This is a genomic window from Corynebacterium sp. MSK218 (assembly GCF_030232655.1).
Classification (GTDB): Bacteria; Actinomycetota; Actinomycetes; order Mycobacteriales; family Mycobacteriaceae; genus Corynebacterium.
Genome location: NZ_JASPGN010000016.1, coordinates 1 through 25,879, shown reverse-complemented (window position 1 = coordinate 25,879; position 25,879 = coordinate 1). Strand labels below are relative to the sequence as shown.

25 protein-coding genes, 2 tRNA genes and 1 pseudogene are annotated in these 25,879 nt (G+C 59.4%); 12 read left to right on the top strand and 16 right to left on the bottom strand.

Going from position 1 to position 25,879, the window contains the following annotated elements:
- Positions 1–906 precede the first annotated feature (906 nt).
- From QP922_RS11565 to QP922_RS11520, 10 genes are all read right to left on the bottom strand, one after another.
- The gene (locus QP922_RS11565; protein ID WP_284809641.1) at positions 907–1,371 is read right to left on the bottom strand and encodes a hypothetical protein; all 465 of its coding nucleotides are present in this window, start codon (positions 1,369–1,371) and stop codon (positions 907–909) included.
- A 77-nt stretch (positions 1,372–1,448) separates the two neighbouring features.
- Positions 1,449–1,524, bottom strand: a tRNA-Arg gene (locus tag QP922_RS11560).
- Between the two features lie 164 nt (positions 1,525–1,688).
- Positions 1,689–2,756, bottom strand: coding sequence for a GTP-binding protein (locus tag QP922_RS11555; protein WP_284809638.1), 1,068 nt, complete (start codon positions 2,754–2,756; stop codon positions 1,689–1,691).
- A 42-nt stretch (positions 2,757–2,798) separates the two neighbouring features.
- Positions 2,799–4,373 (bottom strand): SLC13 family permease, encoded by a 1,575-nt coding sequence (locus QP922_RS11550; protein WP_010188388.1) that lies wholly within the window; start codon positions 4,371–4,373, stop codon positions 2,799–2,801.
- Positions 4,374–4,610: 237 nt separating this feature from the next.
- Positions 4,611–4,910, bottom strand: coding sequence for a DUF202 domain-containing protein (locus tag QP922_RS11545; RefSeq protein ID WP_070670820.1), 300 nt, complete (start codon positions 4,908–4,910; stop codon positions 4,611–4,613).
- Positions 4,907–5,269, bottom strand: coding sequence for a YidH family protein (locus tag QP922_RS11540; RefSeq protein ID WP_070533393.1), 363 nt, complete (start codon positions 5,267–5,269; stop codon positions 4,907–4,909). Before QP922_RS11540 ends, QP922_RS11545 begins: the two co-directional genes overlap by 4 nt.
- 60 nt (positions 5,270–5,329) lie before the next feature.
- Positions 5,330–6,013, bottom strand: a complete 684-nt coding sequence (locus tag QP922_RS11535; protein ID WP_070562061.1) for a potassium channel family protein — start codon at positions 6,011–6,013, stop codon at positions 5,330–5,332.
- A 1-nt stretch (position 6,014) separates the two neighbouring features.
- The gene (locus tag QP922_RS11530) at positions 6,015–7,379 is read right to left on the bottom strand and encodes a TrkH family potassium uptake protein (RefSeq protein ID WP_284809636.1); all 1,365 of its coding nucleotides are present in this window, start codon (positions 7,377–7,379) and stop codon (positions 6,015–6,017) included.
- A 92-nt stretch (positions 7,380–7,471) separates the two neighbouring features.
- A complete protein-coding gene (locus QP922_RS11525; protein ID WP_046648870.1) occupies positions 7,472–9,520 on the bottom strand; it encodes a YhgE/Pip domain-containing protein in 2,049 nt (682 codons plus the stop codon).
- Complete coding sequence (locus tag QP922_RS11520; protein WP_046648871.1) at positions 9,520–12,060, bottom strand: YhgE/Pip domain-containing protein; 2,541 nt, start codon at positions 12,058–12,060, stop codon at positions 9,520–9,522. The genes QP922_RS11525 and QP922_RS11520 overlap by 1 nt, the downstream gene beginning before the upstream one ends.
- A 195-nt stretch (positions 12,061–12,255) precedes the next feature.
- Between QP922_RS11520 and QP922_RS11515 the strand changes: the two genes are divergently transcribed.
- The 3 genes from QP922_RS11515 to QP922_RS11505 are packed head-to-tail and all read left to right on the top strand — an operon-like array spanning position 12,256 to position 13,636.
- Positions 12,256–12,645 carry an NUDIX hydrolase gene (locus tag QP922_RS11515; RefSeq protein WP_284809634.1) on the top strand — a complete coding sequence of 130 codons (390 nt, stop codon included), beginning with the start codon at positions 12,256–12,258 and terminating at the stop codon, positions 12,643–12,645.
- 56 nt (positions 12,646–12,701) lie between these two features.
- Positions 12,702–13,277, top strand: a complete 576-nt coding sequence (locus QP922_RS11510; protein ID WP_284809632.1) for a TetR/AcrR family transcriptional regulator — start codon at positions 12,702–12,704, stop codon at positions 13,275–13,277.
- Positions 13,274–13,636 (top strand): DoxX family protein, encoded by a 363-nt coding sequence (locus QP922_RS11505; protein WP_284809631.1) that lies wholly within the window; start codon positions 13,274–13,276, stop codon positions 13,634–13,636. Before QP922_RS11510 ends, QP922_RS11505 begins: the two co-directional genes overlap by 4 nt.
- 63 nt (positions 13,637–13,699) lie before the next feature.
- Here the strand turns inward: QP922_RS11505 and QP922_RS11500 are convergent, their stop codons facing one another.
- The 3 genes from QP922_RS11500 to QP922_RS11490 form a co-directional block, all read right to left on the bottom strand.
- Entirely contained in the window at positions 13,700–14,047 is a 348-nt protein-coding gene (locus tag QP922_RS11500) for a hypothetical protein (RefSeq protein WP_284809630.1), read from the bottom strand.
- Between the two features lie 620 nt (positions 14,048–14,667).
- A tRNA-Ser gene (locus tag QP922_RS11495) sits at positions 14,668–14,756 on the bottom strand.
- A gap of 45 nt (positions 14,757–14,801) precedes the next feature.
- On the bottom strand, positions 14,802–15,956 hold the full coding sequence (locus QP922_RS11490; protein WP_284809628.1) for a PucR family transcriptional regulator: 1,155 nt from the start codon (positions 15,954–15,956) through the stop codon (positions 14,802–14,804).
- Between the two features lie 113 nt (positions 15,957–16,069).
- On the opposite strand from QP922_RS11490, the gene QP922_RS11485 reads away from it, so the two are divergent.
- Genes QP922_RS11485 through QP922_RS11470 form a run of 4 tightly spaced genes read left to right on the top strand, consistent with a single transcriptional unit; the run spans position 16,070 to position 20,629 of the window.
- Complete coding sequence (locus QP922_RS11485) at positions 16,070–17,467, top strand: amino acid permease (RefSeq protein ID WP_284809626.1); 1,398 nt, start codon at positions 16,070–16,072, stop codon at positions 17,465–17,467.
- 26 nt (positions 17,468–17,493) lie between these two features.
- The gene (locus QP922_RS11480; RefSeq protein WP_284809624.1) at positions 17,494–19,167 is read left to right on the top strand and encodes an alpha-keto acid decarboxylase family protein; all 1,674 of its coding nucleotides are present in this window, start codon (positions 17,494–17,496) and stop codon (positions 19,165–19,167) included.
- A gap of 10 nt (positions 19,168–19,177) precedes the next feature.
- Positions 19,178–20,236 (top strand): histidinol-phosphate transaminase, encoded by a 1,059-nt coding sequence (gene hisC / locus QP922_RS11475; protein WP_284809623.1) that lies wholly within the window; start codon positions 19,178–19,180, stop codon positions 20,234–20,236.
- 21 nt (positions 20,237–20,257) lie between these two features.
- Complete coding sequence (locus QP922_RS11470) at positions 20,258–20,629, top strand: phage holin family protein (protein WP_284809621.1); 372 nt, start codon at positions 20,258–20,260, stop codon at positions 20,627–20,629.
- Positions 20,630–20,645: 16 nt separating this feature from the next.
- Here QP922_RS11470 and QP922_RS11465 read toward each other — a convergent pair whose 3' ends face one another.
- A complete protein-coding gene (locus tag QP922_RS11465; RefSeq protein WP_039673307.1) occupies positions 20,646–20,900 on the bottom strand; it encodes a MoaD/ThiS family protein in 255 nt (84 codons plus the stop codon).
- A gap of 40 nt (positions 20,901–20,940) precedes the next feature.
- On the opposite strand from QP922_RS11465, the gene QP922_RS11460 reads away from it, so the two are divergent.
- From QP922_RS11460 to QP922_RS11440, 5 genes and pseudogenes are all read left to right on the top strand, one after another.
- A complete protein-coding gene (locus QP922_RS11460) occupies positions 20,941–22,092 on the top strand; it encodes a molybdopterin molybdotransferase MoeA (protein ID WP_284809619.1) in 1,152 nt (383 codons plus the stop codon).
- Positions 22,089–22,559 (top strand): MogA/MoaB family molybdenum cofactor biosynthesis protein, encoded by a 471-nt coding sequence (locus tag QP922_RS11455; RefSeq protein WP_284809618.1) that lies wholly within the window; start codon positions 22,089–22,091, stop codon positions 22,557–22,559. The genes QP922_RS11460 and QP922_RS11455 overlap by 4 nt, the downstream gene beginning before the upstream one ends.
- Complete coding sequence (locus tag QP922_RS11450; protein ID WP_284809616.1) at positions 22,549–22,968, top strand: molybdenum cofactor biosynthesis protein MoaE; 420 nt, start codon at positions 22,549–22,551, stop codon at positions 22,966–22,968. Before QP922_RS11455 ends, QP922_RS11450 begins: the two co-directional genes overlap by 11 nt.
- Positions 22,969–23,184: 216 nt before the next feature.
- The gene (locus tag QP922_RS11445; RefSeq protein ID WP_284809615.1) at positions 23,185–24,186 is read left to right on the top strand and encodes a hypothetical protein; all 1,002 of its coding nucleotides are present in this window, start codon (positions 23,185–23,187) and stop codon (positions 24,184–24,186) included.
- Between the two features lie 11 nt (positions 24,187–24,197).
- A pseudogene (locus QP922_RS11440) lies at positions 24,198–24,473 on the top strand (transposase); the annotation flags it as partial.
- Positions 24,474–24,715: 242 nt separating this feature from the next.
- Here QP922_RS11440 and QP922_RS11435 read toward each other — a convergent pair.
- Both QP922_RS11435 and QP922_RS11430 read right to left on the bottom strand, forming a co-directional pair.
- Positions 24,716–25,162 carry a hypothetical protein gene (locus tag QP922_RS11435; protein ID WP_284809614.1) on the bottom strand — a complete coding sequence of 149 codons (447 nt, stop codon included), beginning with the start codon at positions 25,160–25,162 and terminating at the stop codon, positions 24,716–24,718.
- The coding region (locus QP922_RS11430) for an LGFP repeat-containing protein (protein WP_502869613.1) at positions 25,153–25,879 on the bottom strand (727 nt) is incomplete at its 5' end. The genes QP922_RS11435 and QP922_RS11430, both read right to left, overlap by 10 nt.

Below are 25,879 nucleotides of genomic sequence, written 5' to 3'. Positions count from 1 at the left end.
GTTGAAAACGTCGAAAGACCGACCAGTGGCTCTGGCCGGTCTTCTTATTTGTGGTCGTTTTCAGCTCTGCGTTTCACTCAGCGCTGCGTGATATGTGTCTCAGCGGGTAAGCGCGATAGCGTTCTCACTGCCCACAAGGTAAACGCGCTCAGGGCGTTGTGTTTTACAAACGAACGCAGTAACCATATCTCTGCTTTAGTCACGCCACTTAACGGACAACAGCCATGTTCCTTTATTGCTTGGTACGCATACTCCAATGCCGCTCTGGAATTCCCGTAGGCACCAGTGTTTCCTCGGGGTCATCTAAGGAAACTACTTGGACTACCGATGTCCCCTCTACTGCAATGGTTCCCACTGGCACCTTGACAGTAGCTGCCTGCGCAATGGGCGAAGCACCTGCTACGGTTGCCATCGACAGAGCAGCCGCTCCGATAAGTTTCACGTTTACTTTCAAAGCTCCCCCCAAACCAAAATGAAAATGAATTCTAACAGCAATAATGCCATACTTCAGCTATTAAAGCAGGCCGCGTCTGACATAGATTCTTCCCATTTCCCAATCACCGCCACCTTCATACAGCGCTTGGAAACTCTGTCCGAGCAGTACCCCAACGAGGACGGGACCATCAACTCCGATCGGTTGGCCCTATCACTCATAACAATGATTGGAGCGCTTGAAGAACGGAGCAACTATTTAGAGGAAAAGCTGCAGGCTGCCGTTCCGAAACGATAGTCAATCGGTCGAATATGCTTGATGCATAGCTGGCCCGTGCCGACAGGACACACCGCGCTATCTTTGACACTCCTAAACCCGTGATTGACGTCTAAAGACTGACCAATGGTTCTGCTTGGTCGCATCTATGGTCGTTTTCAGCTCTGCGTTTCACGCAGCGCTGCGTGATGTGCGTCTCAGCGGGTAAGCGCGATAGCTTGACCCCCACGCACGAGGTAAATGCGCTGAGGCGTTGCGGAGGCATCCGAATCCACCATCACCTTCGCCGGTTCGGACAGGAACGTAATGAAGGGAAGGTCAACCTTTCCTCCAGAGCAGGCCTTATCCGTCAGCATGCTGAGCTCCACGCCGCCATCAACCAAGGTGAAGTCGCCGCCATTACAAGGCAACCACACCGCCTGGTTCTGAAAATTCAGGGAGAAGTCCTCTGGGCTCGCCTCAGACTCCCACCTGAAAGCAGTGATGTGCTCCATCTGCTCGTCGTTTGCCTCGACCAGTCCCGCGGGTGTGTCCGTGATGTTGCCAAGCTTGGCGACGTTTAACCCCCACGCCTCCGAACTCCCCGCCAGCTCCGAGGAGCCCGCGCTAGAAAACAGCGAGGAGATGAATAGCAGGATGGCGGAGAGAATCGCTTTGATCATATTTCAGAACACTACCGGGTTTGCCCAGCCCACGGAGTCGAAAACGAGAAAAGCCACCCGAAGGCGGCGAAAAAATTTGGTGCGCCCGGAGGGATTCGAACCCCCAACCTTCTGATCCGTAGTCAGATGCTCTATCCGTTGAGCTACGGGCGCAGTCCGTTGGCCTGCAGTGCGTGACGCTGTAATGCGCGCGCTGCTGTGCAACGAGGAATAACTATACCCACACGCCAGAAAACTGACAAATCCCGATGTCAATGCATGTTTTTATCCTCGCGAATGGGTATAGCAATTCACCCCGTGTTCACCTTTATGAGGGGCTAGATGAGGGCGGCCACTTCGACGTCGGAAAGCACGGCGTCTTCGAAAGCCTGCAGAGTAGACTCGTGGTCGAAGTCGATACCGATGAGCACGAGCTCGGTGCCAGGCGTAACACCATTGGCCGCCCACAGGGAGGCCGGCATAATCTGCAGGTTAGGTCCAGCCTGCTGCCAAGCGTGGGCTACGCGCAGATCGGTATCAATCCAGCAATAACCTTTCGAACGCACCAGGCCGGTGCTGGCGCGCAGGGCCTTGAGCAGACGCTCGCGGTTGAAGGGACGGTCAGCGCGGAAGACCACCGAAGAGATGCCATATTCCTCGGTTTCGGGGGTGTGCGGGTTGGCCAGCTCCTCCGCATAACCGTGGTAGGTCGCGGCGGTGGCGACGTCGTAAAGGTGGGCGTCGAGAACCAGCGCGGGATCAATGACACCGTTAGTGACAGGCACGACGCGGGCGCGGGGGTTCATGGCACGCACGGTGGCGATGACGCGCTCAGTTTCGGCGGCCTCCGCCAGGTCCGTCTTGGTGATGAGGATGAGATCGGCGAACTCGACTTGATCCACGAGCAAATCGGCGATGGTCCGGTCATCGTCGGGCGTGGCCTCGATATTCTCAGAGACCAGACTACGGCCGCGGCGCAATTGGAAAAGGAACGTAGAGGCGTCCACGAGGGAGACCATGGTGTCGATAGGGGCGACGTCGGCAAGCGTGGTTCCATCTTCAAACTCCCACTCGAAAGTGGCGGCAACAGGCATGGGCTCAGAGATGCCGGTGGACTCGATAACAATCTGGTCGAAGCGGCCGGAACGGGCCAGCTTGCCGACGGACTCGATGAGGTCCTCGCGCAAGGTACAGCAAATGCAGCCGTTGGAGAGCTCAACGAAGCGGTCTTCGCCGCGTTCAAGATGGCCCGCGCCAGCGACGAGGGCGGCATCGATATTGACCTCGGAAAAGTCATTAACGATGACCGCCAGCTTGCGCCCCTCGCGGTTGGCCAACAGGTGGTTGAGAAGGGTGGTCTTTCCGCTGCCTAAAAATCCGGACAGCACGGTAACGGGTGTAGCCATCCCGTAATGATAACGTTTTTCATCAAGGGACGGCTACGTCAGCTAGACCGCGAGGCCGAAAATAGGCACCGCCAGCAGGTAAACGGTCAGGGTAATGAGGAAGATGCCGATGATATTGAGACCCAGACCGCCCTTAATCATTTCACCAATCTTGACGTAGCCAGAGCCGTACGCAATGGCGTTCGGCGGGGTAGCCACCGGCAACATGAATGCACACGTTGCCGCGAGCGCCACCGGGATGGTAAGGAGGAGGACGTTGACGTCACCGTCAGCGGTCAGACCAACGCCCACCGCGACACCGCCCATGATCGGAATGAAGGTCGCGGCAGTTGCGGTGTTAGAAGTGATTTCCGTAAGGAAGAGCACCAGCGCAGCCACGGCAGCCACGATGAGCACGACCGGCAGAACGCTAAGCCCCTTAGCCATCTCACCAATCCATAAGGACAGGCCAGACTGATTGAACATTGCCGAAAGCGATAGGCCACCACCAAACAAGAGGAGCACGTCCCACGGCATCTCGTTCGCCGTCTCCCAGTCCAGGAGGCGGATACGGCGCTCGTTGTCCGCCGGCAAGATGAAAAGCAGAATACCGGCTGCAATACCTACTATGGCGTCATCGTAGTTGTCGAATTCCTTAAGCACGAGCGGCAGGGTCACCCAGGAAGCGGCGGCGAGCAGGAAGATAATACCCGTCATGATTTGGGGGCGGGTCCACGGGCCGAGGGCCTCAATTTCCTCATCAATAAGCTCGCGCCCACCCGGAATCTCCTTCATCTCCGGCTGAAAGATGGTGATGAGCAGGAACCACGCGATGAGCAGGAAAATGGCGGCCAGCGGCACACCTACAGCCATCCAGCGACCAAAGCCCAGGGTCACACCCCAGGTATCCGCCATATACGCATTGAGGAAGGCATTCGGCGGGGTGCCGATGAGCGTGCCCAGCGAGCCAATGGACGCCGAGTACGCGATACCAAGCATGAGAGCAGTGGCGAACTTCTTCTGCTTATCCCAACCACCAACGGTCTCCGCAGTCAGCGCCAGGACTGACGTACCAATCGGCAGCATAACCACGGCGGTTGCAGTGTTAGAGACCCACATGGACAAGAATCCAGTAGCCACCATAAAGCCCAAAATGAGACGCTTGGGCGAGGTACCAATCAGCTTCACCACGTAAAGTGCAAGGCGGCGGTGAAGGTTCCAGCGCTGAAGCGCAAGGGCAATAAGGAAGCCCCCCATGAACAGGAAGATAGTGGCGGAGGCATACGGTGCACCGACTTCCTTGATGGCACCCACACCAGCTAGCGGGAAGATAACCAACGGCAACAGTGCCGTAGCGGCCAACGGAATGGCCTCCGTCATCCACCACACGCCCATCAGAATGGTCACGGCGGCTACAGCACGCAATGCACCCTGGGTGTATTCGGCGTCATCCTTGGCGCCGGGGGATTCCAATACCGTGTCGACAGCGTTGCTGGGGAAGATGAACCACACGAGAATGGCCAATGCGAGACCGACAATGAGGCCAATGGCCATGCGGCGCCAGTCTTTGCGGTCGACACCGCGATCGTCCTCGCCCTCCGTGTGCGCGGTTGAGACGTGAGTTTGCGGGGTAGTCATCTGCCCCCTCCTTTTCCTGGTTAACCAGCCCCCATTCAGCCGAGAGAGTTATCGGGATCACCGAATGGGCCTACACGTTCAGGCTATCGAGACCACAGACAACCAACAAACACTTTCGTCTCATTACCCCCACTAAAGAACCAAATTCACCCCTGTTTGCAAAACTCTTTGCAGATTAGCTGCAAAGAATTCTCACCAATGTGTGGGCAACCCCTTTAAGATTCGCGTTGAGCACCGCTACCAGATAGCGGCGAAGGCCACCGCGCCGAGAAGCATCGTTCCCAGCGCAACGGCGGCAAGCGCCGGGGCCCCGGGCAGGGCGGGTGATTCGGCCCGGGCCAGGATCTCGTCAGCATCGCGGAGCTTGGCGGTGGCCAACCACAACACAACGGCCACCACTACCCCAACAATCACGGCGGCCCATGGCGCAACGGAGCGCACGACGAGCAAACCCGCGATGAGGCCGGCGAGACCCGTGCGCTGCCAGGCTAGGCGGGTGCGCTCGGGTTGGAGGCCGGGATCAAAAAGCTCGCTCACGCTAGCAGCTCGCCCACCAGAATCATCAGGCCAATAAGGATCACCACGCCAACAATCAACGCCAACGCCGGGCTTGCCGGGAGCGGACGCGCATGGCGCATCGCGCGCTCGGAGGCACCCCAGTGAAACCACGCCACCGCCGGCAGGACGATGGCCACGATCAGCATGATGACGGAGACAACGCGAGTCAGCGTGGTGTTCAGCGGCAACTCGAAGGTCTCCAGCGCCACGCCACCGGCGATAAAGGCCAAGGACGTGCGGATCCACGCCAAGAACGTGCGCTCATTAGCCATGCTGAAGCGCGGGTCGGGTTCCTCCCCTGTTCCGTACACCGAGCCCGGGAAACGTGCCTTCGTCATAGGCGCTACTGTAGCGCCCCGCCCCTAACTCCACAGCGCGAGGCACCCCGAGCGCGGCGCCTAAGACTGCGAGAAGGCCTCCAGATCCGCAGGACTACCGGCGACGACGATGAGGTCGCGGTGGGTGAGCTCGGTGCCGTCGTCAAGCGGGCGCCACTGGCCGGGCCCCTCACAACGGGAGATGAGCTGGACGTTGTGTTCCTCCCACACCTTGTGAAGGTTGAGAGGGCCCTTGCTTATCGACGCCGGCGGGGTCATCGCCGTCACGCCATAATCGGTGGCGATCTCCGCGAAATCCTCGAAGCGCCCGCCCAGCAGGTGTGCCACGCGGCGACCCGTATCGCGCTCTGGGCGAATCACGTGGTGCACTCCGAGTTGGCGCAGGATGCGGGCATGAGCATCTGAATCGGCCTTGGCCCAGATATCGCTCACCCCGAGCTCCACGAGGTTGGAGGCGGTAAGGATGGAATCCTCCAGATCCGAACCGATGGCCACGACCACGCGCTCTACCTCATCGACGCCGAGCTGGCGAAGGGCCTCGGCGTCGGTAGTATCGGCGGTCACCGCCTCGGTGAGGTACGCGGCGTGCTCGCGCACGTGCTTCTCCTCAGCATCGATACCGAGGACCTCCACGCCATGCTCCATCAGCTCGCGAGCCAGGGAAGAACCAAACCGACCCATGCCAATGACGACGACCGGCGGGATATTAATGGAAGACTTTTCACGCCGCAGGGCGCTGAACATGTTAGCCAATGAACGGCCTTTCTTCTGGGTAGCGGTAGCGCAGGGTAATGGTCCGGGCGGCCAGTGCCGCCACGAAGGTGGTGGGTCCTACGCGGCCAACGTACATGATGAGACACAGCATGAGCTGCGATGGTGCTGACAAACTTGCGGTAATACCCGTGGACAAACCCACGGTGGCGAAGGCAGACATGACTTCGAATGTGACCTGGTCCGCGGTGAACTCGGGGTCCCAGATGCGCAGCGTCGCCACGCCGAGGGCCACGACCACCATTCCGGCGGCCGTGAGCGCGAGGGCTTGGCGGAAGGTGGACAGCGGCAGACGCCGGTGCCCGATGGAGGTGTCCTCCCGGCCCAAGAATTCCGAGATCATCGCGGCGCCCAGAACGCATGTAGTGGTGACCTTGATGCCGCCCGCCGTACCGGCGGAGCCGCCGCCGATGAACATCAAGATGTCCGTCACCATCAGCGTCAACGGGTGCGCCTCACCGTAATCGATGGCGTTAAAACCTGCCGTTCGGGGCGAAGCGCTCATGAAGAAGGCGTTGATGAGCTTCTGGCCCAGCGGCATCCCGTTCAGCACACCGGAGCCCTCGGAGAGGAAGAAGATCACGGTGCCACCCAGCAACAAGAACGCGGTGGCGCCCAGCGTCATCCGGGCGGTCATGGACATGCGGTGAATGCGGGGCGTGCCACCGCGCCAGCGCGTTAGCCGTGCGCGGGCCCGTCGCACGAACTCCGCCAGCATGGGATAACCCAAGCCACCGATGATCAGGGCGAAGGCAAGGGGAAGGAGGATCCAGCCATCAGCAGCGAAGGAGATAACGCTGTCTGAATAGGTACTGAAACCTGCGTTATTGAAGGCCGAAATGGCGTGGAACACTCCTTCCCACGCTGCTCGCCCTGGTGCCACGCCGTGTTCGGTGGCTAGGCGCACGCCGATGAACACAGCGACGATGGCCTCGCAAATCAGGGTCATGACCACGGTAAGCAAGAGCGCGCGGCGAATGCCGCCGGAGGCCACGGCGCGGCCCTCCGCAGCCATGGTCCGGCGGGCTTTGAAGCTGATACGGCCGGTCAACAGCATGCCCGACAGCGACGCCAAACTCATGATTCCAAGGCCGCCCAACTGGATGAGCGCGATGATGACCGCTTGGCCGAAGGAGGTCCAATAGGTACCCGTGTCCTCCACTACGAGGCCCGTCAAAGAGACCGCCGAGGTCGCCGTAAACAGCGCCGGCAGGAACGGTGTCCACTGCGGAACGTTGGCGGAAATCGGCAGCATCAGCAGCAGCGTTCCCACGAGGATGAGCAGGATAAAGCCCACGGCGGTGAGCCGAGCCGGGCCCAGGAAATGACCGCGATTCACAGCGGTTCAGCCTACCGCTGGATGCCGTCTCACGGGACCCCACAAACCTGTGAATATCTCCACAGTTTTATGTAAATAGCATCGGCGGAGCGCTACATCAGCTTGGTCTTGTCCAAGGTCTCCACCCAGCCGTTGGTGAACTTCTCCAACGGCTTGTGGAAGACCACGCCCAGAACCAGCATCGGTACAGCAAAGAGCAGCAAGCACAGCAACGCCAGCCAGTAATCACCGTGGTAGGTTCCGGCGATGGCCGCGCGGAAAGCACGGATGGTATAGGTCGCCGGCAACCACGGGCTAATGTTCTGGAACCAGTCCGGGAGCACCTGCAAGGGGTAGGCACCGCCCGACGACGATACTTGGACCACCAGCATGAGCACCGCCAAGGCTTTGCCTGCGTTGGCGAAGGAGACCACGAAGGTGTAGCAAATCAGCATAAAGATGAGCGAGCTAACCCAGCCCGCCAACAGCATGAGAATCGGGTGCGCGGGCTCGATGCCCACGAAGAAGATAAGGCCCAGAATCAGCATCGTCGACTGCACGAGGCCAACCGCGGCAAACATTCCGAAGCGGCCGAAGAAGCGCTGCATCGGCGAATATGTATCCTTATCCACCACATCCGTGCGCACGCTCACCGCAGTCAGCAGCGCACCCACCCACAGCGCCAGCGCCGTGTACATCGGCGTCATGCCGGCGCCGAAGCTCTTAACCGGGTAGACCGCTTGCCTGTCGACGTCCACCGGCGCCGCAATCGCACGCGCCAAGGCATCCGGATCGGAACCAATGAGGTCCGCCAACTTCTTCAGGTCACCAGATGCCGCAGCGGAGTCGATATCCTTCCGCAGGTCGCCGAACTTGTTGGCCTTATCCTGCAGGCCAGAGGCGAGCTTCTGTACCGCATCCCGAGCATCCGTCAGGGAAGAGGAATCAATGGTGACGGGAGTCTTCGCGGTATCCAGATCCGCGCTCACCTGGCCCAGGGAGTCCTGCAGCGCACGCAGGGATTCACGCAGACCAGAGGTGGAGATTCCCTCCACTGCCTTCTTGGCATTGTCGATGCTGGAGAGATCCGGCTTCGTGGGTTCGGGAGCATTCGCGGCCGCAGTGAGGCGCGCGTGGAGAGTGCGCTGCGCGTCGATGGCCTCCTCGATACGGCTGAGCGCCTTCTCTTTATCCCCGGCAGGAATTGGCAGGGCCTCAATGTGGCCGTGCAGGTTCTGATACTGGGCAATGGTGCCTTCTACCTGGCCGGCCAAGGTGTTGAGCGCGGCGACGCGGTCGGCGCGGGAGGCGGAGGCGTCGGCGTAAAGCGCATCAATGCGTTGGCGCACCACGTCATAACTAGCGCTGGTGGCATCGAGCGATTGCTGCAGCGCATCCGTGGACACGTTCAGTGAGGAAGACTGAATCTCCGGAAGCTGCAGGTCCGCCGAGTCCGCAATGCGCTGGGCGCTTTCCATGAGCGGAACCGCGGTATCCACGAGTCCAGCCAGAGAGCGCGCGGTACGGGCGGCCATATCGAGCTGGGTCTGCACGCCATCCGCGCGCGCCTGCATCCGGTCCAACACAGCCTTGGTATCACCCTGGCTCAAGAAATCGGAGAGTGAGGTGACCAGATCGAAGGAGACGTCACCGACCGTCGTGGTGAAAGCTTCAGCCACTTGAGCCGACACGCCCTCTGCGCCTTGACCGGTGATCTTCGGCGCCAGCGCGTTCTTCTTCTCATTCATATAGAAGGATAAATCCGCGGGCTGGGAACCATCCGTGTAGAAGTTCATCATGTCGGTACTGAAGTCTTCCGGGAGCACGATGGCTGCGTAATACTCACCGGACTTGGTACCTTCAATCGCCTCATCGGAGGTGGTCACAACCCAATCCAGCTGCTCGTTCGCTCGCAGCTCATTGAGCACCTGGTTGCCTACGTTGATGGGCACCGGCAGCAGATCGCTCTCATAGCCGGTGTCCTTGCTGGCCACCGCCACTTTGAGCTGGCTGGTGTTATCGAAGGGATCCCAGCTAGCCAACACGTTGAACCACGTGAACAGCATCGGGATCACAATAAGGCCAACGAGCATCACAGCGCCCATCACGTTGCGGCATGCGGTGCGCATGTCGTTGAGGAAAAGATCAAGTGTTCCACGCATTAGTTATCCCCCTCCGTGGACTCCGCGCCGATGCTGGACGGATGAATAAGGTCATCTTCATCCAACGTCACGAGCTCCGCGGACTGTTTCAAGCTGATGCGCAGGTACTCCAGGGTGACCGCGGCGACAATGATGAGGAAGCACCACGCCGTCCAAATGCCCAAGAGCAACGGCTTCTGGTCGGGCAAGAGGCCCGAGACAACAATGAGGATGACCACGCCGACAACGCCCGCGATGGCCACCATCTTGAGCCAATACCCCCAGTTATGAGCGCGACGGTCCAAATCCCTCTTGAGGCCACTGCGGCTATCCAGCGCCTGGATGACGTCCGCGATGCGGTAGCCGGAGCCCACAACCTGCACGTTTTCATAGTCGAAGAGCTCGGTGTCCTTCAGCTCGCGGTTGAAGATGACGTTGAAGTGCGCCAACGCCTTGCGCAGTAGAAGGCCGAAGACGAAGAAGAGAATGAACATGAAGGCGAGCACGCCCATCTTCTTGAAGTAATGGTCGCCGTAGAACCCGCCGATGGTTTCGCGCATGGCGTCAATGCCGTACGTGAACGGAAGCAGCGGGTAGATGCTGTGGAAGAAGCTGGGCAGCAGCTCAATCGGGTACAGGCCCGACGCACCTGGAATCTGAATGATGGCAAAGACCACGCAGAGGCCGCGGCCGAGGTGACCCAGGGACGTCGACAACCCATAGATAATGCTCAAGTAGGCCAGTCCCACGAGCACGCCCGTCAGGATGAAGACAGGCGCGTTCACGGTCTGCACGCCGATGAGCAGATCACCCACGGTCACCGTGACGGCCTGGATGATGACCATCAGGGCCATGAGGAGGAAGCGGCCCAAGTAGGCCTGGCCCACCGTGATGCGGTCGAAGCCCTCCTTATCGACCTCAACCCGGAAGATCACCATGAGGACGAAGGCACCAATCCACAGAGAGAGGTTAGTAAACAGCGCCGCCATGGCGGAGCCGTAGCTGTCCACCGGGTACACGGTTTCGGTCTTCAGCTCGATGGGCTCCGCAAAGAATTTACCGATTTCTTCCGCGTCCAGCCCGGTGACATTTTGAACAACTTTGGAGTTCATCGCAGCCCGCAGCGAACCCACATCGCCCTGCATAGCGCGCAGGCTGTCCTGCAGGGCCAGGAGGTTGGTATCGAAATCGGACAAGGTGTCCTTCGTGGCGCGCAGCTGCTGGGCCACGCCGTCCAGGAGACCATTGGCCTCCTGCATGGTTCCCTTCTGAGCTTCCAGGGTGGAGCTCAAAGCACTCGCCATGGAGCTCAGATTGCTCATGGCACGGTTGATTTCCGGCACGGCGGTGGTCACGGTATCGCGCAGCGTCTGCGACGTGGCCTTGGTATCGGCCGCTGCCTGGTTGATGGCCTCCGCGCTAGCCTGCACGTTGTCCGCTGCGGCCTGGGTATCCTTGCTCAGCGCAGTCAGGTTCCCCACCAGCTGACGGTTGGATTCATTGCCCTCATCGAGGCGCTGGATGGCGTCATCAATTTCCTTGGCCACCTGCGGTGAGAGCGTTGCGGAATCGCGCAGGGCTTTAAGCTGCGCAATCGATTCCGCACTCGCGTCAATAGCAGTGTTCGCCCGCTGCGTGGCGTAATCGAAACGGTCACCGGCCTGGTTCAGGCCAGCTGTGACATCCGCGATGGATTCCTGCGCCTTGGCGGTACCGTCCGCCACCGCACTTGCACCACTGACGAAGGCACCGGTGGTCTGGTCGGTGAAGTCACCGATGCCCCCTTGGGCCTGCTCGACTAGGGAGGAGACCTCGGCGAGGGCGGTTTGGGCGTCGCCCAGCGCAGCACTCACATCAGCCACCGTGGACTTGGCGCCCAACGTGGAATCAGCGGCGGCGTCAAGCTTTCCCTGGATGCGCGCGAGGTTCTCACGGTTGCCGTCAATCTCCTGCGCGGTCTCCCCGAAGGCCGAACTAGTGTTGTTCATCGCGCGCGTGACTTTTCGCTCGAAGTCGGTACCGGTGTCCTTGATGTTCTCCGCCGCGACGGTGGCCACCTGCTCCTTGAAGGCCGCCGTGATCTGCTTGTCCAGACCTTTGGCACCGGCATCCGTGATCTTCACGGCGATGGCATTGTTCTTCTCATTGACGCGGTAGACCAACTGGGGCTGCGTGAACTTCCCGTCGAGCATGCTCACGAGGTTCTCGCTAAAGTCCTCCGGAATCGTCACCGAGGCATACACGTCCCCCTCTAAAAGGGCTTTCTCGGCTTCGTCGCGCTCAAGGAATTGCCAGCCTAGCTGGTCATTCTTTTTGAGTTTCTCAATGACCTCACTGCCGACATCTATCTTCCCCGTCAGCTCGTTGTTAGCACCCTTATCCTCGTTGACCACGGCCACCTTGATGTTATTGGTATGGCCGTAAGGGTCACGAAAAGCCGCGATGTTCACCCATGAATACAACGCGGGAGTGATGATGAGTCCGATGAGGATGATCCACGCCCTGGGGACGCGGCCAAGCCTGGCTACATCTCTGATAAAAATCTTCCAACTTTGGCGCACTGAAGGCAGTGTACCCGTTGAAGCTGCGAGTCTCTAACCTGCCGAAACCAATAAAGTAATTTCCATGATTAATACTTAAAGGTTGATATGGTTTGCTGAAACAAAACCCTTGCCCCCCCCCCACACACCCCGCCAACTTGTATCGACAAACAAAAATTTTCTAACGCTTTCGCTACCCCACTACAATCGGCGGCCATGATTGAAGTCGCAGCCGTCGTCATCCGCAACCCGCAAGGTCACGTGCTTACCGTGCGCAAGAAGTCCTCCACCAAGTACCAGCTGCCCGGCGGCAAGCCTGAGGCGGGCGAGGCGCTTGTCGACGCCGCCCTGCGCGAAGTCGCCGAAGAAGTAGGCCTCACCCTCGACGCCGAGAGCCTCAACGAACTCGGCACCTTCGACGCTCCTGCCGCTAACGAACCGGGCGAGGTCGTCGTCGGCACGATTTTCACCTGCACCCGCACCGTCACCACCGACGAACCCCACGCCGCCGCCGAAATTGGGGACACCGCCTGGGTAGACCCAGTAGCCCCCGACCGCGAACTTGCGCACTTGTTGCGCGACCGCGTCTTCCCCGCACTAATCTAGCCGCCGCCTGCCCGGCGCCATTGACCCCGAAACCATCAAGAGCTACTCTTTTGAACATGTTCACTGAACACGTTCATTCATCGCGTTCGGCCGTCAAAGCTGGCACCGACAGCAAGGTCCTGGCCACCGCCTATGACCTCTTCCTCACCCAGGGCTACGCCACCACCAGCATCCGGACCATCGCATCCGAGGCTGGCGTCAGCGTGGGAACCGTCATGGGAGTCGGCGACAAACAAACGCTGCTCATCCGCACCATTGGCCAACACATTTCAGAGCTCCATGACGAGATTCGGGGGCAATCCGATAGCCTCCTCGACGTCCTCAGACCATTTCTCCAGATGTTCACCGGCCACGAAGAACTCTCCCGCGCGTTCGGCGCGGCACTCATCCAACAAGGCAACCAAGGCGAAGCGCTCACCGCACTCAAAACGCTCCTGATCGATGAAATCACCCTGCGTCTCGGCACCAGACTCAGCAGCGGTGATGCGGCCGAGTACTCCAACCTGCTGTACAACGTCTACCTCGGCTTGCTCATCGGCTGGGCCGCCGGAATCTACGACACCGAGCACCTCACATCCCAAGCCGCCTCATCGATCGAACGCCTCAACGCCGCATTTGGAGTAGCCCAATGATCCTAGAATCCTCCCCCGCCTGGCCCTCCCTACTACTAGCAGCCATTCTGCTTGGCGACGCCGCCCTCTCCCTCAAACCAGTCCCCTTTATCGAAGCCTGCCTCAGCGGCGTCAAACTCCCCAAAGACTGGTGGTGGGCACTCATTGTCATCAAGTGCCTTGCAGCCACAGGACTCATCGCCGGCCTCTGGTTCCCCGGCGTAGGTATCGCAGCCATGGTTGGCGTCATCGCCTATTTCTGCGCAGCCGCAGCAGCCCATGTCCGCGCCCACTTCCTCGGCAGTGAATTCTGGATCAACTGTTTAGGAATGCTCGCGCTCTCGACCGGCGTACTCGTCCTGACACTAGTACTGAATTAGGAGACCAATGATTCTTCGGAACTGCCCTGCCCCATTTCGTCGTCAAGCACATTCGCCCGATAATTACTTCTTTTTCATCCCCCACTTCACCACGCCGTTCGTTGCTTCGGGAAGTGGCTGAGGGGAATAGCACTCATGAATTTTGGAAGGAACAAAATATTCGGAGAAAGGGATTTGTTCACAGTGGACTTTATCTTCTGAATCCCACGCGAAAGCGTTCACGTCATACCAAGCCTTGAATTGTCGCTGCAGGCAATCGTAACCGTTAATTCCAAAGAAACTGCACAGCTCGGCAATAGTAAATTCAGCTACAACGCTATCTTCATGCAGCCTAATTCGAACAAAGTTCTCAACGGGATCGATGTTCGCGTCACTTTCCACATCCCAAATTGGCCCTTTTAGTAACTCCATGACGCTCCCAGCCAGCACAGATTAAGCTCAGTACTTTCTTTCTAAGTTCTCCGCTCACATGCTACCGGCATACGAAGCGACTGAAAACGTAAAATCCCGAACCACCGGTGAAAGGATGAGTCGGGTTCTGGAGTTTGCGGAGACGAGAGTGTCTGGTTCGGAGACATCGATCCTCTGCGACTTTTCCGCACCGAAGCGACGGCTGCTGATAATAAGTCCATGTGACGCTCAGCTCGGGTGCTTCTAGCGCTTTCAGGAGCAGCTCTAGGAGTGTGTCTCAACCTATGAACGACAGTTGAGGTCTTGAACCAGGCCCCAGCTATCGCGTTTAAAAACCGCAAATGGGGCGCAATCTCGGCCCGCACAGTTCTCTGCCCCGCGTAGTAAACGTGGCGTTGCGGCTACCCGGTTTTCGAGCTCCAGCCCACAGCCCCGGGGCTCACACACCTGTCGCCCTGGGTCTCACACACCTGTCACTGCCGTTCACGGTGAATAAGGGCGAAAAATTTCAAATTTCTGGCCCTTATCTACCGTGAATGTGACCTTAAGCCTGAATGCCGGCTCCGAAAACGTAAAATCTCGAGACACCACCGGAACGATGTCTCGAGACTTGAGTTTTGCGGAGACGAGAGGATTTGAACCTCCGGACCTACGCAAGTAAGTCAACTCCTTAGCAGGGAGCCCCATTCGGCCGCTCTGGCACGTCTCCAGCGATTCGCAATGAATCGTCCATCACTCTACCTGAGCGCTTCCCCTAGGGACAAAATGGGGCTTCCCTATTCTTTCCCTGAAGCGCCGCATGCAGCTTAAGGGCAACGTAGAGCGCCGCGCAGCGCCAGCCATCATCCAGCACGCCGGGCCCGAGAATCTCGCGGACGCGGTCTAGGCGATAGTGCAGCGTGGCGCGGTGAATGTAGAGTGCAGCGGCGGTCGCAGAGACGTTGCGGGAATGCTCAAAATAGGTCAACAGGGTCTGCCAGTAGGAGTTGCGGGGGTCGTCGAGAAGCACGGCGGCATCGGGGCTCATCTCCACCACCGTTGCCGGGGTCAGCTCCCACCCGCGCAGCAGCCGCCACGCGCCGGCCTCCTCCCAGCGCAGCGAATCCTGGCCGCAGAGTTTGGCCACGTCCGCCATGAGCCGCGCCTGCGGGGCCGTCGGCGCCGATCCGCGGGCGACTACCTCAGCGCCGGCGACGAGCGCAGCACTCTGCAGCTCCTCCATGAGGGCCTCGGTGTCCTTGTCATCGCGGCGGCACTCAATGAGCACGAGGGAATCGTGAGAATCCGCCACCAAGAAAGGTCGGCGGGCCAGCGGGCGGGCAAGTTCCACGGCCACCGCGCGCTGATCTCCCTCCACCAGCACGCGGTGCACCGTCAGCTCACCATCGTTAGGCAGGAGATCGCGCTCCCGGGCACCCGCCAGCGCGGCCGGATCGCCGGTGAGCACCTCGCGGGCCAACTCGCCGAGCTGTTGGGCGCGGGCGGCGAGGGGAGCATCGCGTTCGTCGATAAGCCTGGCCAGGGGCGCAAGCAACGAGTCCAGGCGGGCCAAGGGGGCGTCGCCCAGCGCGGGCTCATCGATGATCCACAGGTAACCCACCAGCCCGTCCTCGTGACGCAGGGGAATGACCACGCGGGGCAGCATGTCATAGCGCGGATTAGCAGGCAGGCGCACCGGTAGGGTCGCCTCCTGAATGCCGAAGCTGAGCATCCACGGGATGGGTTCCGGGGGCGGGGTGCGGTTGAGAATGGAGGCAGCCCTGTTCTTATCAATGGCACCGATTTGCGCACTAGCCGCAATCACCGCGATGGCGGGGGTAGTCACCTCAACGGAGCGCTGCAGGATCTGGGCGCATTCGTCGACGATATCTTGGATGCTCGTCAGCTGCGGGGGTGTCACTTTTGACATATGTCAAAGATACTTCCGAATATTGTCTAGTGACAAACAAAACTGTGGTGCGTCATAATCTCCTACAGTTCAATGACTCACGTCACAGATATACGTTCATGAAGGGCGTCTACATGACCACAACCAACAATTCCGTCAGGGCACAGGACGTTGTCGCCAGCGACAACACCAGTGCAGACGACGGCCTGCAGCGCGGCATGAAGTCGCGCCACCTGCAGATGATCGCTTTTGGCTCGTGCATCGGCACGGGCCTCTTCTTGGGCTCCGGCGCCTCCATCCAGGAGGCAGGTCCCGGTGTTATCGCCGCCTACGCCATCGGCGGCTTCATCATCTTCCTCATCATGCGCATGCTCGGTGAGATGGCGGTGGAGCACCCCGTCGCCGGCTCCTTCAGCGCCTACGCCCGCGAATACATCGGGCCCATCGCTGGCTTTGTCACCGGCTGGAACTGGTGGTTTACCACCATCGTCGTCGGCATGGTGGAACTCACCGCCGCAGGCACCATCATGGACTTCTGGTTCCCCGGAATCCCGCACTGGCTCACCGCCCTCGTCGCACTCGTCATCGTCACCGCCATCAACCTGGTGCACGTCGGCGCCTTCGCCGAGGCGGAGTTCTGGCTCTCCCTCATCAAGGTCGCCGCGCTCATCCTCATGATCGTCGTTGGCGCGGCCATCGTCTGTGGCCTCACCCCGGAGCCCGCCCTTGGGCTAAGCAATATCACCGAGCACGGCGGTTTCTTCCCGAATGGTACCGCCGGTGTGCTCTTCTCCCTCGTCGCGGTGATTTTCTCCTTCGGCGGCATCATCTCCATTGGTACTGCCGCGGGCGAGGCCCAAGATCCCGCCAAGAGCCTGCCCAAGGCCATCAACAACGTGATCTGGCGCATCCTCATCTTCTACGTCGGCGGCATCGGCATCATCGTGCTGCTCGCCCCATGGAACGAACTCGATACCTCCACCTCGCCCTTCGTGCGCGCGCTGAGCACCCTGGGCATTACGGCCGCCGCCACGGGCCTCAACCTCATCGTGCTCGTCGCTGCTGTCTCCGTGTTCAACACCATGACCTTCTCCGGCGCGCGCATGTTGCGCGATCTTTCCCGCGGCGGCCAGGCCCCGCCCTTCTTTGATTCCGTCAATGCCAAGGGCGTGCCTGTCCGCGCCCTCCTCTTCAACGCCCTGCTCATGGGCTCGGCCGTGCTGCTTAACTTCCTCTTCGAGGGCAAGATCCTGCTGGTTCTCCTCGCCATCATCGTCGGCGCGGAGCTCATCTCTTGGTCCGCTATCGCCGTGGCCCACCTGAAATTCCGCAAGCGCTGCCCGAACGCCGCTTTCCGCGCACCGCTCTACCCCATTGCCAACTACCTGTGCTTGGCCTTCTTCGCTCTCGTCATCGCTTTGATGTTCATGCTGCCGGACTACCGCACCGGCGCGATTGTCCTACCCTGTTGGATTGTGACCTTGGCTCTCATCTGGCTGGGCAAGAAGCGCCACGACGCCCGCACTAAGTAACTAAAGAAGAAAAGGACTCCTCCCCTATGCAGACCACCATTGGTGATTTCATCATTGACCGGCTGAAAGCCATCGGTATTTCCGAAATCATCGGCGTGCCCGGTGACTTCAACTTGAGCTTCCTCGAGCAGATTAAGGCCGCTGAGGGCATCCGCTTCGTCGGCGCCTGCAACGAGCTCAACGCTGCTTATGCCGCTGACGGTTATGCCCGCCAGAAAGGTGTGGGTTGCCTGCTCACCACGTATGGCGTGGGCGAGCTTTCCGCGCTCAACGGCATCGCTGGTGCCCGCGCCGAGCACGTCCCGCTGGTGTCTCTCGCCGGTGCGCCGCCGCAGTACGCCACGGAGTTCCGCTGGAACCTGCACCACTCGCTTGCCGACGGCGACTTTGCCAACATGCTCGACTCCATCGCACCGTTCACGGAAGTTGCCACGCGCGTATCCCCGATGAACGTGGTTGAGGAATTCGACCGCGCCCTGCACACCTGCCTGCGCGAAAAGCGCCCGGTGCACATTCAGATCCCGTCCGATATCACGCACTTGACCATCGAGGTCCCTGACGAGCCTTTCTCGACCGAGCTGGCACCCTCCGATCCGGAGCGCCTCAACGCCGCTGCGGATTACGTGCTGGAGCACCTCGCGAAGGCCAAGGACCCCATCATCCTCATCGACCAGGACACCAACCGCCACGGTTTCACCGAGAAGTTCCGCGCCATCATCGACAAGGCCCAGCTGCCCTACTCCCAGCTCTCCTCCGGCAAGGCCATCTTGTCTGAGCGCCACCCGCTGTTCATCGGCACCTATAACGGCGCGGCATCGGCGCCGGGCGTGCAGGAGCGCATCGAAAAGTCCGACTTCCTGGTCACCACGAACCCGCGCTTCATCGAGGTCAACTCCGGTTCCTTCACCCACAACCTGGCTGAGGCCCGCGTCTACAACTTCGGTGACCAGCACGTCAACGCCGATGGCGAGTTCTTCGTGGGCATTAATACGCTGGAGCTTCTCGACGTCCTCTTGGAGCGCATTCCGGCAGCGGAGGCGTCGGCAAGCGCGGCCTTCGAGCCCGAGCCCTTCGAGCCGAACTCGGATGCCCCGCTGACCCAGGAGCGCATCTGGCCGCAGATGCTCGGCTTCATCCAGGAAGATGACGTGGTCATCGCCGAGGCTGGCACCTCCAATATCGGTCTGGGCCAACAGCGCATGCCCGAGGGCGTGCAGTACATTAACTCCACCATTTGGGGTTCCATCGGCTTTACCCTGCCGTGCGTGCTCGGCTCGCAGCTGGCCAACCCGGAGCGCCGCCACGTCCTCTTCATCGGTGATGGCTCCTTCCAGCTCACAGCCCAGGAGCTCTCCACCATCCTGCGCCAGGACTTGAAGCCCATCATCGTGCTGGTCAACAACGATGGCTACACCATCGAGCGCTTCATTCTGGGCATGGAGCGCGAATACAACGAGATCCAGATGTGGGATTACACGGCACTGCCGAAGGCCTTCATGAAGGACACCACGATGGAGTCCTACGTGGCCTCGACCGAAGGCGAATTGTCGAAGGCCCTGGAGGACATCGCCGCTCACCCGGAGCGCGGCGCCTTCCTCGAGGTGCGCCTCGATCCTTTCGACGCGCCGAAGGGCCTCCAGGCCTTCGGCCCGCAGACCGCTGATTTCGACTTCGGGCCCCGCGGCCCGCGCAACGCCTAAGGTGGACAACATGATTCGACCAGACCTTTCCTCCCTGCCCGTCTACGTCCCCGGCAAGAATGCCGAGCACGCCCTGAAGCTTTCCTCCAACGAGGCAACTCAGGAGCCGCTGCCCGGCGCGCTCAAGGCCATGGAGACCGCCGCCGCGCACGTTAACCGCTACCCGGATATGGGCGCGGTGGAAATCCGCAAGGCGCTGGCGGAAAACCTTGGCGTCACTCCGGAGCAGGTCACTACGGGTGCTGGTTCCTCCGCGATATGCCAGCAGCTGGTGCAGATCACCTCGGTGCCCGGTGATGAGATTGTCTTCCCGTGGCGATCCTTCGAGGCTTATCCCATCTTCGCGCAGGTCGTGGGCGCTACCCCGGTCAAGGTTCCGCTCACCGCGGATCACCGCGTGGACTTGGAAGCCATGGCTGCGGCCATCACGGACAAGACCCGCCTGATCTTCGTGTGTAACCCGAATAACCCCACCGGCTCCATCATCACCAAGGAGGAGTTCGACGCCTTCCTGGCCAAGGTCCCGAAGGACGTCATCGTGGCGCTCGATGAGGCTTACATCGAGTACAACCGCAACGACGCCGTCCCGCTGGCTACCGACTATGTCCATACCCACGACAACGTTATTGGCCTGCGCACCTTCTCCAAGGCCTATGGCTTGGCTGGTGTGCGCTTGGGCTATGCCTTCGGCAACGCCGAGATCATCGAGGCCTTAAGCAAAGTGGCCATCCCGTTCTCCGTGAACTCCATCGCTCAAGCGGGTGCGGTGGCCTCGTTGGCCGCCCAGAAGGAGCTGCGCGAGCGCACCGATGAGACCGTTGAGCAGCGCGACCGCCTGGTGGAGCACTTCGCGGACTTTGGCGTTCCGGAATCCCAGGCCAACCACATCTGGTTCGCCGCCGATGCCATTGCGAAGCTGGGCTCCCCGCAGGATGTCGCCGCACAGCTCGCGGAGAATGACGTCCTCGTCCGCGCCTTCCCTGAGGGCGTGCGCATCACCGTCACCACAGCGGAGGAAACCGAGACACTACTCAAGGCGTGGGACGCCGCCTTCGCTGCACGGAGCTAGTTTCCGCGTTAGAGTGCAGTTGTGAAGACATTTATCAATTTTGCACTCAACGTCATTGCCGTCGCGGTGGCCTTCTGGGCCGTGGTAGCGATTGTCCCCGGAATCGACATCGTTCCTGCGACCACCCAGAATTTCCTGCTCATCGCGGCGGTGTTCATCATCGTCAACGAGGTCGTCACCCCGATTCTCCGCTTCCTTGGCGCACCGCTGACCTGCCTGACACTGGGCCTCTTCGCGCTCGTCATCAACGGCGCGGTCCTGCTCCTCGTCAGCGCGCTGATGGATTCACTTGTCATCGACGGCTGGGGCGCCGCCATTATCGGCGCGATTGTCCTCGCGATTGTCTCCAGCGTGGTGAACTTCTTCACCAGCCCCTTGCGAAGCAACAACTAGCACTGCGCAGCCGAAACTAACCACCAGCGAAGGGTGGGAGGACGTCGACGCGGGAGGCGTCGGAAAGCACTGCGTCCTCTGTAGCGCTCGCACCATCCACCAGGAAGGTGCAGCGCTCCAACACCTCCGCGAAGCTCATGCCGGCCTCGGTGCTGCCGGTGTGTCGAGCACGCAACACGTCCAGCAACTCCCCCAGCGTCGCTGCCTGCGCTGTGTCCTGCGCGCGCCCTGCGGCGGCGCGGGCTGCGGCAAAGTAGTGTATGTCAACCATGGTTGCCACTATGCCAGCCTCCGTGACAGGAAGGAATCTGATGCGCACCTATGAGGAGCACCTCGCCGCCGTTCGCGCGGCTCTTCCGCAGCCCCGGGTGGTCTCCACTCCCCTAACCAGCGCCTTCGGCCGCCGCGCCGCCGCGACGTACCGTGCGGAGCAGGACCTTCCGCCTTTCGATAATTCGCAGATGGATGGCTATGCGCTTCCCACATGTGACGGCGGCACCTTCACCGTCGGCCGCACCATCGCGGCGGGGGATCCCCCGGGCTCGCTCGAGCAAGGCACCGCCCTCCCCATTATGACCGGCGCGAAGGTCCCTGAAGGCACCGCCACCATCGTCCCCGTCGAGCACTGCGAGCCCCCGCACTTCCCGGAAGAGGGCGCCACGGTCACTGTGCCGGCAGCCCCCGAGCAGTTCATCCGCCGCGCGGGCTCCGACGTCAAGGCAGGCACAACCCTCATCAATGAGCACACACTTCTCGACGCCCCCTCCATCGCCACCCTCGCCTCCCAAGGCTTGGCCGAGGTCCTCACGTACGCGCCCGCCCGCATCCTCATCTGCACCGGCGGTGCGGAAATCGATGGCGACGGGGAGGCGACCATCCCCGATTCCAATGCGCCCATGCTCGCGGCCTTGGCTGCGCAATATGGCATTGAGGTGGCCGGCTTCGTGCGCACGAACGACGATCCTTCTGCCCTTCGCGCGGACCTCGCCGAAGCAGTCATTACCCACCACCCCGATGTCATCGTTACTTCCGGCGGCATCTCCCACGGAAAATTCGAGGTCATCCGCCAAATCTTCGAAGAAGACGGCTGGTTCGGCCACGTGGCGCAGCAGCCCGGCGGCCCACAGGGCCTGTCCCGCCTTGGCGACGTCCCCGTGGTCTGCTTCCCCGGCAACCCCATCTCCACGCTGGTGAGCTTCCGCCTCTATTTGGCACCCGTTCTCGGTCACGCCCCGGACCCGGTCCGCGCCAGCCTTGCCGAGCCCGCCGAAGGCTTGGAGGGCCGCGAGCAGTTCCGCCGTGGCACCCTAGCTATCAACGACGGCACAGCAACAGCTTCCTTCCTCGGCGGCACCAGCTCCCACCTGATGTCCCAGGCCATCGGCGCCAACGCTCTCATCCGTATCCCGGCCGACGCGCAGTTTTCAGCCGGCGACCTCGTGGAGGTGTTCCCGCTCTCATGACCCGCACTGCGCTCGTTATTGTTGCCTCCACCCGCGCCGCCGCCGGCGAGTACGAGGACCGATCCGGCCCTATCTTGGTGAACTTCCTGCGTGAGCAGGGCTTCGATACCCCGCAGCCCCTCGTCGTCGCGGACGCCGACATTGACTCCGCCCTCGCCACTGCCTTCGCCGATGCCCCCTCCGTCATCCTCACCTCCGGCGGCACCGGCATCACACCAGATGATCGAACCGTCGAGGCACTCGCCCCGTACCTAGAGCGCGAACTACCCGGCCTGGCCCACGCCTTCTACGCGCACTCGGCGGCCATCCCCACCGCAGCACTCTCCCGCACGGTTGCCGGAGTCAGCGGGTCCACTTTCGCCATGGCCCTCCCCGGCTCCACGGGTGCTGCCAAGGACGGCTGCGCGGTCCTTGAACCGATTCTTGACCACATCATCAACCAGCTGGAAGGCATCAATGAGCACTAACTACGGCCTGCTCGGCGCGCGCATCAGTGCTGAGCCCATCACGGCCCCGGACATCGCCACCGCGGAAACGGGTGCTGTCGTTGTATTCGACGGCATCGTGCGCAACCACGACTCCGGCCGGGGTGTGAAACTCCTTACCTACACCGCGCACCCCACCGCCCAGCAGGAGATCGAGCGCGTCGCCGGCGAGGTCGCCGCCGCCTTCCCTGCCGTGCGCCTCTGGTGCGCGCACCGGACTGGAGCACTAGAAATCGGCGAATCCGCCTTCATCGTCGCCGCCGCCTCCGCGCATCGCAAGGACGCCTTCGAAGCAGCGTCGACCTGCGCTGACCGCGTCAAGGCGGAAGTCCCCATCTGGAAGGAACAGCTCCACACCGACGACACCACCACCTGGGTAGGACTGGAATGAACCGCTGTATGCGCTGTCGGTATTCGGTATGGACGGGAAATGGGCTTGGATCCAGAAAGTGAAAGCGCAATGCTCATAGCACTACTTCGAAAACTCCTAGCGGTTTGCGCTCTCGGCGTCTGTGCACTTGTCGTTTCTTCGTGTGCGCAAGAGCGTTCACAAACATCGAAGTCTTCTGCCACTTGGGAATGGGGTGGGATCGCTAGAGCTGTATCTGTGACTCCTTCCGTAAGCAACCACAATTATGTTTTTGGAACGAGCACTGGCGAGGTGGACTCTCTCGCTGAACTTGCATCGGTGTATAACCCTTCGATGGAGCGGCTCGGTGAAGGGTATGTGGCTCCAGATAAGGATCAATTGGTTGTCTTTGATTCAGATTTTCGCAAACAATCTGAGAAACCACTCGCAGGTTTAGATCTACCAACCCAAACGGCTTCTGCTGGTTCTGTGGACAATAAAGCAGCAGTGTTTGTTTTTAACGAAAGCACGAGCAATAGTCCGTATGCAAGCCGCATAGTGCTCGCAACTAAGGAATCTACAAGCACGGTAACTCGCGATAGGAGACCAGTCGCGTTAAGGGCTTGTACTGATGAAAAAGCTGTCTGGATAGAACGTGACGAAGATGACGGAAGCGGTTTAACGCTTGTACGTATGGGAGTCGACGGGTTGCTGTCTGAATCTCGTCTTGATACACCTGCCGGAACAGTCGCATCTGAATACTTCTCTGTTCTTGGGTGTGGGAAAGAAAAATCATATATTTCATTTCCTGACGATATTGGTGGTGTGTATGTTGTCTCGGTCGATACCTCGAATGAAAAACCAGCTTTAAAACACGAAGGAAATATCGAAAGGCTGCCGATACCAGGCGTAAATAGGTCCTCTCGCTACGAAGAAGGAAGCGTGTCGTACTTTACGAGTCGAGGTACGATCGTGGCAGTTAATCTCGAGCGTCAGGAAGTTAAAGAAACTGAACCGCTAATCGACGCAGATCGCCGTCCTGTATCTGCAACTATCGACGGCGGAAATGTATATATCGTAACTCAGCCGATTGACGGTGCTGAAGAGCTTCGCGTACATTCTTTTTCATTCAAAGCCCCATCTGCGGATAAGGATGGCGCGCATATCGCGAAGCTTAGCCAGCTTATGCAAGGTGGTACTGCAAAAGGGGCATACACAATTCCGATGTCTATTTACCCTTTCGATAAACGGACGGAATAATACCTAGAAGAGCTTTATTTTCGGCTCTTAAAGAGCGCGACCCCAGCTTCCGGGAGCAGATACAGGTGGTGACCATGGATGGGTTCACCAGTTATGCCACTGCAGTCGAGGAGCAACTACCACAAGCAAACAAAGTCATGGCCCCTTTCCATGTAGTGCATCTAGCAGCCGACAAGCTCACCAGTTGCCGACAAAGACTCCAACGTGAGACCACCGGGCGCCGCGGACGCAAAGAGGCCCATAACAAGCTACGCATAAAATGTCTCCTAGCGATGCCCTCATACCTGAAGATTGTCAAGCTGAACCAGTCAGAGTTTCTATCCTTCCTTTATAGGTAGGTTTCTCCGCTAAAGCGATGATGGATATGGCCACTCTGGCCGTGTCAGATCGTCGCGAATGATAGCTGTGATCGTCAAGAAGCGAGAGCGCCTTGCAGTAGCCGCGATTTGCGATGGCCTGCTAGTGGATACGAGTCATCTCGCTTTCAGTGGTCAAGTTTCATTGTAGTAAGAGCCAAAAGGAAAACCTTTTAATCCTGGATCCATATTCCATTCGAAGCATTTTTAAAATCGAGCAAATCGTTCCATGTAGAGGGAACGAAACTATTCCTATCTGTTTTCAGCCAAGTGATACGATCTGAATCCTCAAAGTCGAGTTCTTTAAGAAATGAATCGCCAGCAATTTCATACGCCCACAAGTCATGGACATTTTCATACTCAACCGAGTATTCTTGAAAATTTCCCTCAGGGTAAAAAATAGTTTCAAACCCAACAAAGGCTGACCCGTTAAGTGTCTCCACTTTTAATATAATATATAAAAAGTTATCGATCCAAGCGGCGGCGCCATGAAATTTCGGTGATAAAATGGTAGCTTCATCCCTGAACCTTTTTTCGCTCAAAGCATCCTTGTTAAGGATTTCCGCCAAAAAGAGCGCTGCGGCCTTTAGATCAAAATGATGCTCTGGGGCTACTGCCATTTCCACAAGTCCAAAGTGGGAATGTCTGTGCTAAACCAGCTGGGCGCCTTGTCGCTCGTTCCATGAGTGCCTGTATTGTGAACGGGATACATGGTTGTGATTCCGCGTGGCTCTGAAGCGTTTTTACGAGGTTTCGGCTCAACAATCGCACGGTAAGCAAAAGATTCACCCGTAAGTCGGCAAACTGCTCCTGCGGGATCGTAGCATATGACTTGATAAACCATTTCTTCATATCTCATGGAAGGCCCTTGGGGCTCTCGCACACAAGAGTTATTAAGCACGGTTTTTATAGACCACAAGCTCCAAATGTTGTGCTTATGAACAATTTTGTCGTATCCCCATGGAGCTTTGTCCGTCGTATTAAACCATCCACGTCGCAGCAAAATGGGCTTACCACACATATCCTTAGTCTCCAAAAGAAGTTCATCGGTGTAGTCATTCCCCCCGGCAGTTCCGCTACCTTGTAGGGTGGGCGTATCTTGTCCGACTCCTGCATCGGGGAGGTACTCGGGGAAAAACTTTTCCAGCTGGGAACCATAAATTGTTCCTTTTTCAAAGGGCTGCTGTTTCCATCCCTCTTGAAAATCTTGTGGATCTCCGGTGGGATACCCCTGACCTTCTCCGATTGCTTCTGCATACACCCACTGCAGTAGGACATCGCCTGTTATAGCGTGAGCGCCGAATTTGGGGTGCCACACCATAATTCCGTTTTGGAAA